Genomic DNA, 15,364 nt, shown 5'->3' on the forward strand with positions numbered 1-15,364 from the left:
AAATCAATTTAATAACACTAAATTCAACGAATGAGAACTCATAACTCATTGACTTCATGCAGCATTTCCCATATGATTAGTAAAAATGAATGAGTATTCATTCATTTGATTCAAATACTATCACCGAGGTGTCTCCATGACAAGTAGAAAACAAGAAAAATTTGATTTAATTTTGGAAGCTGCCCTAAAGGTCATAGCAGAGAATGGATTTCATGGATCACAAATATCCAAAATTGCTAAGGAGGCAGGTATAGCAGACGGTACTGTCTATCTTTATTTTAAAAACAAAGAAGATATTCTCATTTCCCTCTTTCAACAACGATTAGGTGACTTGGTCAGTATGTTCAACAATAGCGTGCAAGAAGCAAATTCGGCAGATGAGGCGTTACGAAAAATTTGTGAGATCCATTTCACTGAACTGGAGCAGAATGTGAATCTCGCCTATGTAACTCAGATCGAGCTTCGCCAAAGTTCGCTTGAACTTCGTAAAGCAATCGGACTTTCTGTGAAACCCTATATTCAATTGATCGAGAAAATTCTAATACAGGGAGTACAAGAAGGAAGTTTCCGACCTGACCTCGATATCAAGTTAACACGCTTATTATTATTTGGGGGTATGGATGAGGTGGTCAACTCTTGGCTGATCTCCGGTCGTAAATATTCATTGACAGCTCAGATAGACAAAACGGTTGAATTTTTCTTGAAAGGTTTGAAATAAAATCGGTAGAGAGGAGTTTGTCAGATGAATATCTATGTCATTCTTAAACAAACTTTTGATACGGAAGAAAAGATTGTTATTCAGGATGGAAATATATCCGATGATGGAGTCAAATATGTCATCAATCCATATGACGAGTATGCCATTGAAGAAGCATTACGACAAAAGGAACAACATGGAGGCAACATCACCGTTGTCTCCATCGGTCCTAGTCGTCTAGCAGAAGCATTAAGAACCGCTCTGGCAATGGGAGCCGATGAAGCGGTACACGTCTCTGATGATGCCATCCACGGTGACGAGTTCAGCGTCTCCAAAGTATTGGCTGCCTATTTCAACGATCAATCCTATGATCTTATTCTAGGAGGGAATTTCTCTATTGATAGTGGTGGAGGCCAAGTAGCAATCCGTCTCTCCCAACTCTTAAATATTCCACACGTCTCCTCCATCATTAAGTTGGATGTTATTGGAGCGCAAGCTATTGTCCTTCGTGATTCCGAAGGGGATACCGAAAAGCTCGAGGTTACCCTTCCTGCTCTATTCACTGCACAACAGGGTCTGAATGATCCTCGTTACCCCTCTCTACCCGGCATCATGAAGGCGAAAAAGAAGCCTTTTCATCATCTCACCCTAGATGATTTAGGTCTTACAGAAACTGAAATTTATGCGCGAACAGAACGTCTCTCTCTCTCCCTTCCTCCTAATCGTAAGTCAGGCCAAATTCTACAAGGAGAACTTCACGAACAAGCTGCCCAGCTCGTTCAACTTCTTAAACATTCTGAAGTGAAAGCAAACTAATAAGAGTAAAGGGGATGTCCATATGAGTAAATCATACGTAGTCATCGCAGAAGTACGCGACGGTAAGCTACGCCAGGTTACTTTGGAGGCGCTTCAATCAATAGGTTTGGCAAAGGAACACGAAGACACCGTTGCTGCCGTTGTATTAGGACATCAAATTTCAAATATTGCCGAGCAGTTATCCCAATACGTTAGCGGTCAGATTCATGTCGTCGACCATAAGGATCTAGAGTTTTACAATGCTGAAATTCATTTCTCAGTTATTAAGGAAGTATTGGACACTTTGAGTCCACATGCCGTTTTCTTAGGACATACCGCTTCAGGACGTGACCTAGCTCCTATGATTGCAGCCTATCTAAATGCGGGTCAGCTTTCTGATGTCATCTCCATTGAGAAGACTGAGTCAGAGGTTCGTTACACCAGACCTTTATATGCTGGTAAAGCCTTTGAACAGAAAATATTCACAGAGGGTCCCCAAGTCATTACTATCCGTCCTAATAATATAGCGGTCGCTAATATCTCTGACGCTCAAGCTGAGATTATAACCGTTGAATATTCTCCCCCTTTGTCTCTTCGTACGATCGTGAGAGACGTTATTCGTAAAACTTCAGGCAAAGTAGATCTAACAGAAGCTAAGATAGTCGTGTCCGGTGGAAGAGGTGTGAAGAGCATGGATGGCTTCAAGCCACTCCAAGAGTTGGCTGACGTATTAAATGGTGCGGTTGGAGCCTCTCGTGCAGCCTGTGATGCAGGATATTGTGATTATGCCATGCAGATCGGACAGACGGGTAAAGTTGTGACTCCTGAAATCTATATCGCATGTGGGATTAGCGGTGCCATTCAACATTTAGCCGGTATGAGTCAATCTCGCATCATCATCGCTATCAATAAAGACCCTGAAGCACCGATATTCAAATTGGCCGATTACGGAATAGTCGGTGATTTATTCGTCGTCGTCCCTCTTTTGACAGAAGAATTCAAGAAAGCTTTAGCTTAATCACTCAACAAGACCCGTTACTTCTCATATTGAGAGCTACGGGTCTTACTTATTATTGGAATTGGAACGTTTTATAAGATTGTATTATCTAGTCTCACAATATAGTATTAATGCTAGAGAGTAGCTTTAATACTATATCCGATATGAATAATAAGGAGTTTTTACATATGGATTTTGTTGCAATAGACTTTGAAACGGCGAACGCTAACCGATCAAGTGCCTGTTCTCTAGGCCTTGTAGAAGTCCAAGATGGGATTATTACATCAGAACAAGTCTGGTTAATTGATCCTGAACAAGATTTTGATTATCGAAACATACAGATTCACGGGATCACTGCAAATATGGTTCAAGGAATGCCTACATTCCATGAACTCTGGCCAACCATTGAACCACTCCTACAAGGAAAGCAGGTTGTTGCCCATAATGCCTCATTTGATATGAGCGTACTACGTTACTGCCTAGATCAAACTGGTGTAGATTACCCTACCTTTCAATATTACTGTACCTATTTACTAAGCAAAAAAATGTTACAAGACATGTCATCCTATAAATTAAACGTGATTGCTGCCTATTATGGCATTGCGCTCAATCATCATGAAGCATTAGATGATGCTCGAGCTTGTGCAAAAATTTTATTGAAACTACTTGAACAAGAACAACACTCTGATCCATACCAACTCGCCAAAGCTTATGGATGTAAGATAGGAACCATGCTTGCTGGAGGTTATACTCCATTCTCCGCTCCTACACAGAAACGTGCGAAGAAACCATCTGCAAGAAGCTACATATCAACAACTTTCTAAACTAAAAGCCCCTTTCAGAGAAATACTTTGAAGGGGGCTTTTAGTTTATGATGACAACTATTTCAAGATATACAGTGACAATACACTCTGAACCTCATAGATGCTTACATTCTTATTAAAAGTTTTTACAATAGGTACTGTGCTGCTGGAAATAAATATTTTGAGTTCTGCATCAAGATCGAAATGCCCCGCAGTCTCAATAGAATAATGCGAAATACTTTTATAAGGGATAGAATGATATTCCATCTTCTTCCCGGTAAGACCTTGCTTATCGATCAGAATCAGTCGCTTGTCGGTAAATATAAACATATCTCGAACTAATTTATATGCTTTCTCTATCCGTTCTTGTGGAGCCAATATCTGAGCATATTCTTTCTGAACCTCCGCCAAATTCACTTGGGATGCGTTCCCCATCAATCCATCTAAGAACCCCATCAGCTTTCCTCCCCATCATTATGGATATCCATTATTACCATCCCATTTTATAACAATTAATCACCATCAAACATACCCGCTTCCAAATAGTTGATAAATTGACGTAAATGATTAGTTGAACTACGTGATATTTCCCCTGATTCGAACATACTTTGAACTTCATCTCTTTCAATCTGAATTGCTTTAAATTGAAATTCTACTCGATGGATCTGAAATTTTTCATCTTCCTTTATATCTATAGATGCTCTACTACTGAGTCGTAGTCGTTCAATTGTCCGATTATATTGCAGCATAACTCGCAAAGATGCTTCTTTATTAACTTCGTTTCGGTTCTTCTTGATGGCTCTAATGGCTGCTTGTGAGGTGAGAATTTTGAGTTCTTTTAACGAATCAATATCGTAAGAAGCTACTTTCTTTGCTTTCTCCCTTTGCACCATGTTAAGTACAAATCTTCTAATCCTCAACATAGATATCATAAAGTGAATTTTTAAACGATGAGATAATAAATTTTCCATTTGATCAAGGTCTCTTCGAAACGATCTGCAACTTCTTGAGTGACTTCATCTTCGGCTAGTAACTTTTCCATCTCATCTCGTTCAGCTTTGCTTGAATCTCCATTATTATACTTTTTATACTTTTATATTGACTAAGTAGGTGAAGGTCATCTACAATTAGTAGAACAAAAATTTAATAGGCAAGGTGATTTAGTCATGTCTCAAGAGCAGTACAACATATTATTATACTATAAATTTGTAAGTATCCCCAATCCAGAAGAGTTTACTGCAGAACATCTCAAATACTGTAAAGACCTTGGCGTCAAAGGTCGTATTATTATAGCCGAGGAAGGAATTAATGGCACCGTATCAGGGACTGTAGAGCAAACTGAACAATATATGAAGGATTTACATGCAAACCCTTTATTTGCTGATATGGTATTCAAAATAGACGAATCGCATGAGCATGCGTTCAAGAAGATATTCGTACGATACAAGCAAGAATTAGTAACTTTCCGATATGATAAACATTTAGATCCCAATACAATTAGTGGAAAAAGGTTATCCCCTACCGAATTCCACGAACAGCTCCAACAAGATGATGTCATTGTAATCGATGGTAGAAATGATTATGAATATGAGATTGGTCATTTCCGTAATGCGATCCGTCCAGATGTAGAATCATTCCGTGAGTTCCCTGAATGGATCAGAGCCAACTTAAGCGAATTCAAGGATAAAAAAGTACTCACCTATTGTACTGGTGGAATTCGTTGCGAGAAACTTACGGGGTTCTTGATGCATGAGGGCTTCAATGATGTTGCACAATTAGATGGTGGAATCGTAACTTATGGTAAAGACCCAGAAGTACAAGGAAGACTTTTCGATGGTAAATGTTACGTCTTTGATGAACGCATATCTGTACCGATTAACCATACTGATGAAGACATCGTTGTTGGTAAATGCTACCACTGTGGCAAGTCAGAAGATCGATACATTAACTGTAGATATAAGCTTTGTAATGCGAAGCATGTTTGTTGCGAAGAATGTGAAGCTGAACATCGTGGTTTCTGCTCAGAAGAATGTGAGGATCATTTTGAGAATATTTCAAAATCCCAGGTTTAATAATGGAGGGCTATATGAACAAATCTATTGAACTCTCCACTCGGGAACAAATTCTTCACATGTTGAAGACTAAAGCTCCGCTTACAGCAAAAGATATTACGAATGAACTACAGATTACTGAAATGGCCGTTCGTCGTCACTTAAGTACACTTGATCGGGACGGATACATCGAATACAGTATGCTTCGACCTATGATGGGAAGACCTACAGCTACCTATCGGCTGAGTGAGTTAGCAGAGGCTTTCTTTCCCAAAACATATCATACACTGACCCTTGATTTACTTGAAGAGCTTAAAGAGGAATCAGGAGAAGATATGATTAACCTGCTCTTTGAACGTCGTAAGATCAAGCTTGAACAGAAATACGAGCACGCCATGGCGGAGCTTCCATTATCTGAGAAGGTACGCCAACTTACACAAATTCAGAATGATAATGGATATATGGCCGAATATGAAGAAGATGCTGATGGAACGTTTGTAATCAAAGAACATAATTGTCCGATCTCCCACATTGCCAATCAATACAATCATGCCTGCCATTGCGAACTTGAGTTATTCCAATCTCTTCTTCAAGTTGATGTACAACGAACGGAATGCTTATCAGCGGGTGGTACCAAATGTGCCTATGTTATTTCTAAGTCTAAAGTTAATTCCTAATCAAGCTGAGACGGATACCGTCCTTTTAAAGGACGGTATCCGTCTCAGCCGAAATATAAGGGTATAAAGTATGAAGTGAAACTTATACTTTCATATATTTTGAAATAGAAGGGAGTCTCCATGGTCGTAATGACCGTAGTGACTCCCTTCTTTTTATTGTATGTGAATCAATTTCATAATCGCATAGGTTTGCGTAATTATGAAATTGATTCATATCTATAGCAATTCACTCAGCTACAATTACAATAACTCTTTACGTAATTGTTCTGCAGATTTCGGTGACAACAGACCTAGAGGTATATCAAAAACTGTCTTGGCCCCCGTCTGATCCTGCTTCGCCAATTTGTATGCAGCACGCGTATATGCTACTAGAACACTTGCTGTAAATTCTGGGTTACTTTCAAGCTTCAATCCAAATTCAATAATCTGTGTGTTGTTATCTCCTGTAGTTCCACTCCGAAGCACATGACCTCCATGAGGCATAGCCGAGTGCTTGTCCTTTAATTCTTTTTCACTAATAAAAGTTACCGTTGTATCATAGTCAGCGAAATAATTAGGCATTTCAACGATCTCTTTCTCAATACGAAGCTTATCTGCACCTTCCTCAGCTACGATGTAGCAATCGCGTAAGTGCTTATCGCGCGTGGATAGCTCTGGGTTCTCACCTGCACGTACTTTGGCTACAGCCTCATCAACAGGAATGGTGTATTGAATACCATTCTTTACACCATCAACCCGACGAATTGCATCAGAGTGTCCCTGGCTTACTCCACGACCCCAGAAAGTATATTCTTTTCCTTCTGGTAAGATGGCTTCAGCCATCATTCGATTTAGCGAGAATAAACCTGGATCCCAACCTGTAGATATGACACTAACATGTCCATTCTCTCTCGCTGCAGCATCCACTATTGCGAAATATTCGGGGATCTTAGCATGGGTATCGAAACTATCTACCGTATTAAACATTTTGGCGAAGCTTGGTCCTTGTTCTGGTAAATCTGTTGCAGAACCTCCACACAAAATCATAACATCAATAATTTCTTTATATTTTTCAGCCTCTGAAATATGAAGAACAGGAACACTAGCACTCACACCTTGTGGTTCACGACGAGTAAAGATTGCAGCTAATTTGAAATCAGAATTTTGACGAATTGCCTTTTCTACACCTTTACCTAAATTACCATATCCAACAATTCCTACTGTTATCTGTGTCATATAATCCTCCTAAAATAATGTTTACAAAAGTACACTTCTATAGACTGTTACCTATTTTGAACTAATCCATACTAAAGTGTCAAGATTTACGCTTAATTGTCACTTGATTTTCAGTGACTTTGAATATAAACTAATCTTATCTTATTGAAATGGAGGTGAGGTAAGAGTGAAACGCAATGATGTGAATGAGAAGATCAACCAATTGCCGATGGCAATGTTCGGCATTTTTTACAATGTAATAACTGACGCTACCCGTCTGTCTACTTACAGTAAATCTCATTCAAATCAAAATTGCGAAATGCCACTCCTACCTTGACTTCAGCGGAACGAAATGAATCGTTGATAGATCTAGCCACAGGGACATTTCCCTGTGGTTTTTTGTTGTTCAGTGGCTTATAACTGGAGGAATAATAATATGATGATTCAATGTAAAAATGTCCAAAAATATCACGGTGCCCAGCTTGTTCTCAACGATATCACTATGGATATACGTGTTGGCGAGAAAGTGGGATTGATTGGGCGCAACGGTTGTGGTAAGACTACTCTTCTTCACCTTCTCGAAGGAAATGATCGTCCTGATCAAGGACAAATCGCCATACGAAGAGGTGCAAAAGTTGGCTTATTAGATCAAATTTCTACCGAGACTACGGGTAGTACCACTTATGAACAATTATTATGTAACTTTAAGGAACCACTGGAATGGCAAGCTAGAATGAAAGAAATAGAACTGTTGTTATCCGTACCACAACATGCAGGTAGTGAATTAATATATAATGGCTGGATTCAGGAATATGGCACTTTGCAGGAGCGATTTCAACAATTAGGTGGTTATGAGATGGAGTCATCTATTGATCGCATTGCCAATGGACTCGGAATCCCAACAGATCAGTATCATAGACACTTCTCTTCTCTTTCTGGTGGTGAAAAGACAAAGGTTGGTCTAGCTTCTCTCCTCCTAAAGAAACCAGATATCTTACTTCTTGATGAACCAACCAATCATTTGGATATGAAAGCTATTGAATGGCTTGAACAGTTCATTATCGAATATCCTGGGAGTGTTGTTGTTATTTCACATGACCGTTATTTCCTAGATCATACAATTTCCAAGGTCATCGAGATTGAAGATGGTGAAGCCATAACCTATCATACCAATTACAGTGGCTATATGAAGGAGAAGGAAACACGCCTCCTGCTACAATTTGCCGATTTCCAAGAACAGCAGAAAAAAATCAAGAAAATGAAAGAAACGATCAAGCAGCTCATCGAATGGGGTAATCGCTCCAATCCACCTAACCCTGGATTTCACCGTCGTGCTTCATCGATGCAGAAAGTACTGGACAGGATGGATAAATTAAAGCGGCCTGTTATGGAACGTAAAACGATGGACCTCCAATTATCCCAAGAGGATCGTTCTGGAAAACAAGTATTAATACTGAACGAACTATGTAAAGCATATGGAGACCGTACTCTTTTCAAACAAGTTCATGAGATTCTGCACTATGGTGAATCTGCTATGCTCATCGGAGATAATGGTAGTGGCAAGAGTACCCTTCTAAAAGTAATCCTTGGAGTAGAGTTACCTTCAAGCGGAGAAGTCACTCTTGGATCACGTGTAAGTATTGGTTATTTAGCGCAAGAAGAGACGCCACAACACCAGAAACAGAATGTTCTTCAATTTTTCCGTGAACAGGTTGGCATGGAGGAAGGAGAAGCTCGGGCCCAATTAGCACGTTTCCTATTCTTTGGGTCGGATGTATTCAAAGATGTTAGGAGCCTTTCAGGTGGGGAGTGGACACGACTGAGATTCACCATTCTGATGTTCCAGAAGCCAAATCTACTCATCCTTGATGAACCTACCAATCATTTAGATATCGATTCTAGAGAAGCTCTAGAAGAAGCTCTGGAGGAATATCCAGGCACCCTTCTCGCTGTATCTCATGATCGCTACTTCATTAACCGCTTGGGACGAAAAATATGGATTCTAGAGCAGACATCCCTTAGTGTCATTAATGGGAACTTTGAGGATTACAAAGCGTTTAAAGCTAAACAATTTACTTCTACTCCTGCTCAAGTTCAAGTTGACAAAACCAAATTGAGGAACACTGACAGATTAGCGACCAAATCATCCAACAATCATCGTAATTTAACAGCTAAAATTTCAGAATCATGGGAATTACAAATTGCTGAACATGAGGGTAGAATTCAACAACTAGACGACCAGATGTTAAGCCCAGACATCTCTCGTGATGCAATACAACTTCAAGTTCTACAACAAGAGCGTGAAGCGATTCAGGTACAACTTGAGCTGTTGTACGAGCGATGGATGGACATCATGCACAGTGGCGAGTAGTAGTCTATAAACACCATACCCCCAGCCGCAATGGCTGGGGGTATATATTTCATGATCCTATTCTTAAGCTTGTGCTTCTGTATTTACGGGTACAACCTCATCAGTCATTTCAGGATTAGCTTCAAGAACAGCTCTTGGAGCAGTAACTGCAGCAAGTAATAAATCTTCACCAGATGCTATTAATGTTAGACCCTTAGGCAACTTCACTTCAGAAGCCATCAGTTTGTCACCCATCTCTAAGTGAGAAATATCTATTTCAAGCGTGGAGGGAAGTTCTGAAGGTAAGCCTTCAACTTCAAGTTCAGTTACCAAGTGTTGAAGTACTCCACCTGAATTACTACCAGAAGCAACACCCTGATATTCAATAGGAATTCTTACACGTAAAGGCTGGGACTCCGAGATTTGAAGGAAATCTACATGGCTCCATTTGCCATCTTTCTTCTGGAAATCCTTGATAATTACGGATAAATCCTCTGATCCATTAATTTGTAATTTGAACATTTCTGAACGCCCAGTACGAGCCAACTTCATTATATCTTTATAATCAATATGAACCGAAAGGCTCTCAGCATTCAAACCATATACGACAGCAGGAATTCTTCCACTTGCTCTTAATGCTTTTAATACAGACGTTGGTTCGTTGTCATGTCTTTTTTGAGCGGAAACTGAATGCGTAGTCATTATTTGTTCCTCCTATAGTCTATACATTGTCGAACACCCATTTTAAGGTATACTTAACTTTTACCCCAAAATGGGTGTTTTCAAACATTTATATAAGATCATAATGACTGTTTTCCTGTTATTATGTTATGATATGAAGGTTGTTCGAGCTTTCACATTTGCTCCTTATACAGCCATATTATTAACAACTGGAGGCAACTATGTCATCACAAACGAAACAATCCGTACAAATCGTGACAGCAGACCCTAGTGGGATCGGTCTATTTGGACTAGCCATGGTCACTCTTGTCGCATCTTCACAAAAGCTTGAACTTACACAAGGGTTAAGCTTCATTATTCCTTGGGCTATTTTTCTTGGGGCTTTTGCCCAAATTTTTGCTAGTATTCAAGATGCTAAACACAATAATACCTTTGGAATGACCGCTTTTGGTGCTTATGGTCTATTTTGGCTTGGAGTGGCTAGCAGTTGGTTAATGAAACTCGGAGTATTTGGTCCACAGTTAGCCGCTGATATCGATGGAAAGCAATTAGGATTTGCCTTCCTAGGTTATTTAGTATTCACCTTGTTTATGACTATTGGTGCTATGGAAACTCATAAAGTACTTTTCACTATTTTTGTATTAATCGATTTTTTATTCTTGGGATTAACATTTGATGCTTTCGGTATTGCGCCTCACGTCTTCCATACTCTTGCAGCATATGCTGAAATGGGAATTGCCATAGTATCCTTATATGGCTGCGGTGCTTCTGTTCTTAATGCTCATTTTGGACGGAGTTTCCTACCATTGGGTTCTCCTTTCGGAATTTTCAAAAAGTAAATAGAGGTTCAAGTGAAACTTATACTTTCTTAGATTTTAAAGAAGGAGTGACCCATACACGGGTCACTCCTTCTTTTATTTATTCGATTTTATGATTTCTCTTATTTATCCAAAGTAGCCTTCACTAATTCAACAACTTCTTCTGCAGTTGATTTCGTTAGTGATTCTTTAGCTAATGTCTTCATATCGGACATAGTTAATTTAGAAATCAGACTTCTTGCAGGGAGAATTGAAGATGCGCTCATGCTGAATTCATCAAGTCCCAAGCCTAACAAGAGTGGGATTGCTGTCTGATCCCCAGCCATCTCGCCACACATGCCGACCCATTTACCTTCATGATGTGCAGCTTGTATAACCATATTAACCAAACGTAGGATGGAAGGATTATAAGGTTGATATAAATACGATACGCGTTCATTCATCCGATCTGCAGCCATCGTATATTGAATAAGATCATTCGTACCGATACTAAAGAAGTCTACTTCCTTTGCAAACTGATCTGCTAGTACAGCAGTACTTGGAATCTCAACCATTATACCAAGCTGGATATTATCTGACACAACAGTACCTTCTGCCGTCAATTTCGCCTTTTCCTCTAACAATACTTCTTTAGCCTGTCTGAATTCACCTAAAGTCGCTATCATCGGGAACATGATGCGTAGGTTACCATGAGCGCTTGCCCGTAGAAGAGCTCTAAGCTGTACACGGAAAATATCTTGACGATCCAGACACAATCGAATGGCCCTGAAACCTAAGAATGGATTCATTTCCTTCGGCATTTCCAAATAAGGTAATTCCTTATCTCCACCGATATCTAAAGTACGAACAACAACAGGTTTACCATCCATTTTTTCTAGAACAGTCTTATACGCATTATATTGAACATCCTCAGAAGGAAGCTTATCTCGACCCATGTAAAGAAATTCTGTTCTATATAAACCAACAGCTTCTCCACCATTCTCTAGTACGCCTTCAACATCTGCTGGTGTTCCAATGTTAGCTGCTAATTCAACTTGAGTTTTGTCTTGAGTTAACGTTGGTTCATCACGTAGTTTTTTCCACTCTGCGATTTGGACGTCATATTCTTGTTGTTTAGTGCGATATTGTGCAACCATTTCCTCAGAAGGGTTAATGAAGACATCACCTGTTAACCCATCAACGATAACTAGATCTCCATTTGCAACTTGACTTAGTACATCTTTGGTGCCAACAACCGCTGGAATTTCTAATGAACGGGCCATAATCGCTGAGTGAGAAGTTCTTCCACCAATATTCGTAGTAAAACCTTTTACATATTTGCGGTTTAATTGGGCTGTATCTGAAGGTGTTAAATCTTCTGCAATAACAATGACTTCTTCATTAATATCAGCCGCACTAGCTTGAGTTATACCAAGTAGGTGCTTAAGAATTCGCTTCGTTACATCACGCATATCCGCCGCACGTTCTTGCAAATAAGCACTTTTCATGTTCTCGAACATTCCAACGAATTGAGTTGCAATCTCATTAAGAGCATAACTTGCATTAATGGAATCTTTAGAGATGAGATCCTTCACCGGATTAATAAATTCTGGATCGCTTAGAATAAGGAGATGGGATTCGAATATTTCTGCTTTCTTCTCCCCTAATTCTTGAAGCGTCCGCGCTTTAATTGCCTCAACTTCTGTTCTTGATTGTTCTAATGCCTCGTCCAACTTTTTCAGTTCAGCCCCAGTATCCTCAACCTGTTCTTTTTGTACTGAATAATCAGGGTGAACCAAGATGAACGCTCGGGCAATAGCAATTCCTGCAGAAGCTGCAATGCCCGAAATTTTATTCATGAACTTCGCCTAACCCTTCACTGATCATCACTTCTTGAAGCTTAGCCAAAGCTTCTGCTTCTTGCTCACCTTCTGTAATAAGTGACATTGTATCACCTTGTTCTAATCCTAATGAAAGAACACCTAGAATTGATTTCAAAGTGACTTTTTTACCATTAGCTTCAGCATAACATTCCGTTGTAGTAAATTTTGTCGCTGTATTTACCAAACCTGTCGCTGGGCGTGCATGAATTCCGTCTTCGTCCACAATTTTGAATGTTTTTTGCATATTATTCATCCTTCTTTCGTTAATTTAATTTATTTCAGTGCTTATTTAATAATAATCTAATAAGCACTGATTTAATCATTTAATTATTTAATCTACTTATTAATCGTAATAATATTGCCTTCTCCAGCTTTCAATACACCTGTCTTATTCAAGGTCACTGATGCGCCTTCAGGTAAGTTAGAGAAGATAATCGGTGAGATAATGGATTTGGCGTTCTCTTTCACATATGCCAGATCCACTTCCATAATAGGTTGTCCCGCAGATACCAGGTCTCCCTCTGCCACTAATACAGTAAATCCATTACCCTTCAGTTTGACTGTATTCACACCGATGTGTACCAATACTTCCTTACCACCGTCAGACATAATACCTATGGCATGCTTACTAGGGAATACATTAAATACTTTACCATAGACCGGAGAACAAATTTTACCATCATGTGGTATAAATGCAAAACCATCACCCGTCATTTTCTGTGAGAATACTGCATCGGGTACATTTGAGATATCCATCAGTTCACCGTTAGCAGGCATAACGATATCTTCAACCACAATCGCGTTGCCTTCTTCGCCAGCAGCTTTCTCCTCATTAGGAGTTGGTTTACTGACTTCAATTACAGGTGTACGTCCAGCCATAATATCTTGCATTTGTGTCTTAATGGTATCAGAACGTGTACCAAATATCGCTTGTACATTGTTACCCACTTCTAGAACACCTGCAGCACCAAGTTGTTTCAAACGATCTTTATTGACGCCAGATTTATCCTTGACCTCAATCCGTAGACGTGTAATACATGCATCCAGATGCTTGATGTTTGAAGAACCACCGAAGGCTTCCAGTATGTTCTGTGGAAGTTCTTCGACTGTTCCTTTTGAAGGACCAGTATCATCATCCGTGCTATCCTCACGGCCCGGTGTTTTCAAATTGAATTTCCGTATTATATAACGGAATCCGAAATAGTAAATGACCGCTAAAATCAAACCAACAACAATGACTAGCCACCACGATGTTCGGTTCGGTATAATACCGAAAATTAGAAAGTCGATAAAACCACCAGAGAATGTCATCCCGATCTTAACATTCAATATTTGCATTGTCATGAAAGAAAGACCTGCAAAGATTGCATGAACTCCGAATAACACTGGAGCAACAAATAAGAATGAGAATTCAAGGGGTTCTGTTATCCCTGTTAGGAAAGAGGTCAATGCCGCAGATCCCATAATACCAGCTACTAATTTCTTATGTTCTGGTCTAGCTTCATGATATATAGCAAGTGCAGCTGCTGGAAGACCGAACATCATGAACGGGAACTTCCCAACTTGGAATGTACCTGCTGTCAATTCTACACCATCTCGTAACTGATTGAAAAAGATACTCTGATCTCCTCTAATAAGAACTCCCGCTTGGTTAACATATTCTCCAAATTCAAACCAAAATGGCGAATAGAAAATATGATGCAATCCAAATGGAATAAGAGAACGTTCAATCACTCCGAAAATAAATGCCGCGAATGTTGGGTTGGAATCCACCATAAAGTGAGAAACTGAGTTTAATCCGGTTTGAATCGGTGGCCACACAACCACTAGAATAAGACCTACGATTAATGATGCGACAGATGTCGCGATCGGTACAAATCGTTTTCCTGCAAAGAAACCTAAGTAGGAAGGTAACTCGATTTTGAAGAATCTATTGTACATAGCCGCGGCCACAATACCTATGACAATCCCTCCGAATACCCCTGTACTTAATGTGGGAATCCCCAGTACGTTGGAATAACCTGCAACTGTCCCTACCATAGCTGGAGTTACGCCAACTGCAGTTCCTAAAGTTACATTCATAACTAAGTAACCAATAATCGCTGCGAGACCTGCTACGCCTTCCCCGCCTGCCAAACCAATGGCAACCCCAACTGCAAATAGCAACGCCAAATTATCAAAGACGATTTGACCGGCATTCATCATAATCGTTGCGACCGATTCCACCCAAGCAGTATCCAACGCTGTCGCAAATTTCAAAAAGTCAGGATTGATTAACATATTACCGATCCCTAACAGAAGGCCTGCTGCTGGAAGAATAGCAACTGGTAGCATCAAAGCCTTACCTACTCTTTGTAAAACACCAAAAAGTTTTTTAAACATCTTCCCTACACTTCCTCTCAATTATTTGAGTAAAGCAAAAAGGCACGAGTTATGTTG

15 protein-coding genes are annotated in these 15,364 nt (G+C 39.7%); 8 read left to right on the forward strand and 7 right to left on the reverse strand.

Annotated elements, in window-relative coordinates; all coding sequences use genetic code 11:
• The first annotated feature begins 136 nt into the window (after positions 1 to 136).
• The 4 genes from LPB68_RS06025 (at position 137) to LPB68_RS06040 (ending at position 3,313) form a co-directional block, all read left to right on the forward strand.
• On the forward strand, positions 137 to 718 hold the full coding sequence (locus LPB68_RS06025) for a fatty acid metabolism transcriptional regulator FadR (protein ID WP_068659249.1): 582 nt from the start codon (positions 137 to 139) through the stop codon (positions 716 to 718).
• A gap of 24 nt (positions 719 to 742) precedes the next feature.
• Complete coding sequence (locus LPB68_RS06030) at positions 743 to 1,513, forward strand: electron transfer flavoprotein subunit beta/FixA family protein (protein WP_068659247.1); 771 nt, start codon at positions 743 to 745, stop codon at positions 1,511 to 1,513.
• A gap of 22 nt (positions 1,514 to 1,535) precedes the next feature.
• The gene (locus LPB68_RS06035) at positions 1,536 to 2,510 is read left to right on the forward strand and encodes an electron transfer flavoprotein subunit alpha/FixB family protein (RefSeq protein ID WP_068659245.1); all 975 of its coding nucleotides are present in this window, start codon (positions 1,536 to 1,538) and stop codon (positions 2,508 to 2,510) included.
• A gap of 167 nt (positions 2,511 to 2,677) precedes the next feature.
• Positions 2,678 to 3,313 carry a 3'-5' exonuclease gene (locus LPB68_RS06040; RefSeq protein ID WP_068659243.1) on the forward strand — a complete coding sequence of 212 codons (636 nt, stop codon included), beginning with the start codon at positions 2,678 to 2,680 and terminating at the stop codon, positions 3,311 to 3,313.
• Positions 3,314 to 3,370: 57 nt separating this feature from the next.
• Here LPB68_RS06040 and LPB68_RS06045 read toward each other — a convergent pair whose 3' ends face one another.
• Both LPB68_RS06045 and LPB68_RS06050 read right to left on the reverse strand, forming a co-directional pair.
• The gene (locus LPB68_RS06045; RefSeq protein ID WP_068659241.1) at positions 3,371 to 3,748 is read right to left on the reverse strand and encodes a PH domain-containing protein; all 378 of its coding nucleotides are present in this window, start codon (positions 3,746 to 3,748) and stop codon (positions 3,371 to 3,373) included.
• A gap of 56 nt (positions 3,749 to 3,804) precedes the next feature.
• Complete coding sequence (locus tag LPB68_RS06050) at positions 3,805 to 4,263, reverse strand: hypothetical protein (RefSeq protein ID WP_157891907.1); 459 nt, start codon at positions 4,261 to 4,263, stop codon at positions 3,805 to 3,807.
• Between the two features lie 195 nt (positions 4,264 to 4,458).
• Between LPB68_RS06050 and trhO the strand changes: the two genes are divergently transcribed.
• Positions 4,459 to 5,364 carry an oxygen-dependent tRNA uridine(34) hydroxylase TrhO gene (gene trhO / locus LPB68_RS06055; RefSeq protein ID WP_068659237.1) on the forward strand — a complete coding sequence of 302 codons (906 nt, stop codon included), beginning with the start codon at positions 4,459 to 4,461 and terminating at the stop codon, positions 5,362 to 5,364.
• A 14-nt stretch (positions 5,365 to 5,378) separates the two neighbouring features.
• A complete protein-coding gene (locus LPB68_RS06060; RefSeq protein ID WP_068659236.1) occupies positions 5,379 to 6,020 on the forward strand; it encodes a helix-turn-helix transcriptional regulator in 642 nt (213 codons plus the stop codon).
• A 240-nt stretch (positions 6,021 to 6,260) separates the two neighbouring features.
• On the opposite strand, the gene LPB68_RS06065 is transcribed toward LPB68_RS06060, so the two are convergent.
• Positions 6,261 to 7,235, reverse strand: a complete 975-nt coding sequence (locus LPB68_RS06065) for a diaminopimelate dehydrogenase (protein WP_068659235.1) — start codon at positions 7,233 to 7,235, stop codon at positions 6,261 to 6,263.
• 415 nt (positions 7,236 to 7,650) lie between these two features.
• Here LPB68_RS06065 and abc-f point away from each other — a divergent pair, with 415 nt between their 5' ends.
• Complete coding sequence (gene abc-f / locus LPB68_RS06070) at positions 7,651 to 9,585, forward strand: ribosomal protection-like ABC-F family protein (RefSeq protein ID WP_068659233.1); 1,935 nt, start codon at positions 7,651 to 7,653, stop codon at positions 9,583 to 9,585.
• Between the two features lie 63 nt (positions 9,586 to 9,648).
• On the opposite strand, the gene LPB68_RS06075 is transcribed toward abc-f, so the two are convergent.
• Positions 9,649 to 10,266 carry a 50S ribosomal protein L25 gene (locus LPB68_RS06075; RefSeq protein ID WP_068659232.1) on the reverse strand — a complete coding sequence of 206 codons (618 nt, stop codon included), beginning with the start codon at positions 10,264 to 10,266 and terminating at the stop codon, positions 9,649 to 9,651.
• Between the two features lie 200 nt (positions 10,267 to 10,466).
• Between LPB68_RS06075 and LPB68_RS06080 the strand changes: the two genes are divergently transcribed.
• Entirely contained in the window at positions 10,467 to 11,084 is a 618-nt protein-coding gene (locus tag LPB68_RS06080) for an acetate uptake transporter (RefSeq protein WP_068659231.1), read from the forward strand.
• A 101-nt stretch (positions 11,085 to 11,185) separates the two neighbouring features.
• Here the strand turns inward: LPB68_RS06080 and ptsP are convergent, their stop codons facing one another.
• The 3 genes from ptsP to ptsG form a co-directional block, all read right to left on the reverse strand.
• Entirely contained in the window at positions 11,186 to 12,901 is a 1,716-nt protein-coding gene (ptsP, locus tag LPB68_RS06085; protein WP_068659229.1) for a phosphoenolpyruvate--protein phosphotransferase, read from the reverse strand.
• Complete coding sequence (locus LPB68_RS06090; RefSeq protein ID WP_068659228.1) at positions 12,894 to 13,169, reverse strand: HPr family phosphocarrier protein; 276 nt, start codon at positions 13,167 to 13,169, stop codon at positions 12,894 to 12,896. The genes ptsP and LPB68_RS06090 overlap by 8 nt, the downstream gene beginning before the upstream one ends.
• A 92-nt stretch (positions 13,170 to 13,261) precedes the next feature.
• Complete coding sequence (gene ptsG / locus LPB68_RS06095) at positions 13,262 to 15,307, reverse strand: glucose-specific PTS transporter subunit IIBC (RefSeq protein ID WP_068659227.1); 2,046 nt, start codon at positions 15,305 to 15,307, stop codon at positions 13,262 to 13,264.
• Between the last annotated feature and the right edge of the window lie 57 nt (positions 15,308 to 15,364).

This window comes from Paenibacillus crassostreae, assembly GCF_001857945.1.
GTDB classification, from domain to species: Bacteria; Bacillota; Bacilli; order Paenibacillales; family Paenibacillaceae; genus Paenibacillus_AQ; species Paenibacillus_AQ crassostreae.

Excerpts from the sequence above, each read along its gene's own strand:
- LPB68_RS06025 (WP_068659249.1), top strand. The coding sequence starts at position 137 with ATGACAAGTAGAAAACAAGAAAAATTTGATTTAATTTTGGAAGCTGCC.
- LPB68_RS06030 (WP_068659247.1), top strand. The coding sequence starts at position 743 with ATGAATATCTATGTCATTCTTAAACAAACTTTTGATACGGAAGAAAAG.
- LPB68_RS06035 (WP_068659245.1), top strand. The coding sequence starts at position 1,536 with ATGAGTAAATCATACGTAGTCATCGCAGAAGTACGCGACGGTAAGCTA.
- LPB68_RS06040 (WP_068659243.1), top strand. The coding sequence starts at position 2,678 with ATGGATTTTGTTGCAATAGACTTTGAAACGGCGAACGCTAACCGATCA.
- LPB68_RS06045 (WP_068659241.1), bottom strand. The coding sequence starts at position 3,748 with ATGGGGTTCTTAGATGGATTGATGGGGAACGCATCCCAAGTGAATTTG.
- LPB68_RS06050 (WP_157891907.1), bottom strand. The coding sequence starts at position 4,263 with ATGGAAAATTTATTATCTCATCGTTTAAAAATTCACTTTATGATATCT.
- trhO (WP_068659237.1), top strand. The coding sequence starts at position 4,459 with ATGTCTCAAGAGCAGTACAACATATTATTATACTATAAATTTGTAAGT.
- LPB68_RS06060 (WP_068659236.1), top strand. The coding sequence starts at position 5,379 with ATGAACAAATCTATTGAACTCTCCACTCGGGAACAAATTCTTCACATG.
- LPB68_RS06065 (WP_068659235.1), bottom strand. The coding sequence starts at position 7,235 with ATGACACAGATAACAGTAGGAATTGTTGGATATGGTAATTTAGGTAAA.
- abc-f (WP_068659233.1), top strand. The coding sequence starts at position 7,651 with ATGATGATTCAATGTAAAAATGTCCAAAAATATCACGGTGCCCAGCTT.
- LPB68_RS06075 (WP_068659232.1), bottom strand. The coding sequence starts at position 10,266 with ATGACTACGCATTCAGTTTCCGCTCAAAAAAGACATGACAACGAACCA.
- LPB68_RS06080 (WP_068659231.1), top strand. The coding sequence starts at position 10,467 with ATGTCATCACAAACGAAACAATCCGTACAAATCGTGACAGCAGACCCT.
- ptsP (WP_068659229.1), bottom strand. The coding sequence starts at position 12,901 with ATGAATAAAATTTCGGGCATTGCAGCTTCTGCAGGAATTGCTATTGCC.
- LPB68_RS06090 (WP_068659228.1), bottom strand. The coding sequence starts at position 13,169 with ATGCAAAAAACATTCAAAATTGTGGACGAAGACGGAATTCATGCACGC.
- ptsG (WP_068659227.1), bottom strand. The coding sequence starts at position 15,307 with ATGTTTAAAAAACTTTTTGGTGTTTTACAAAGAGTAGGTAAGGCTTTG.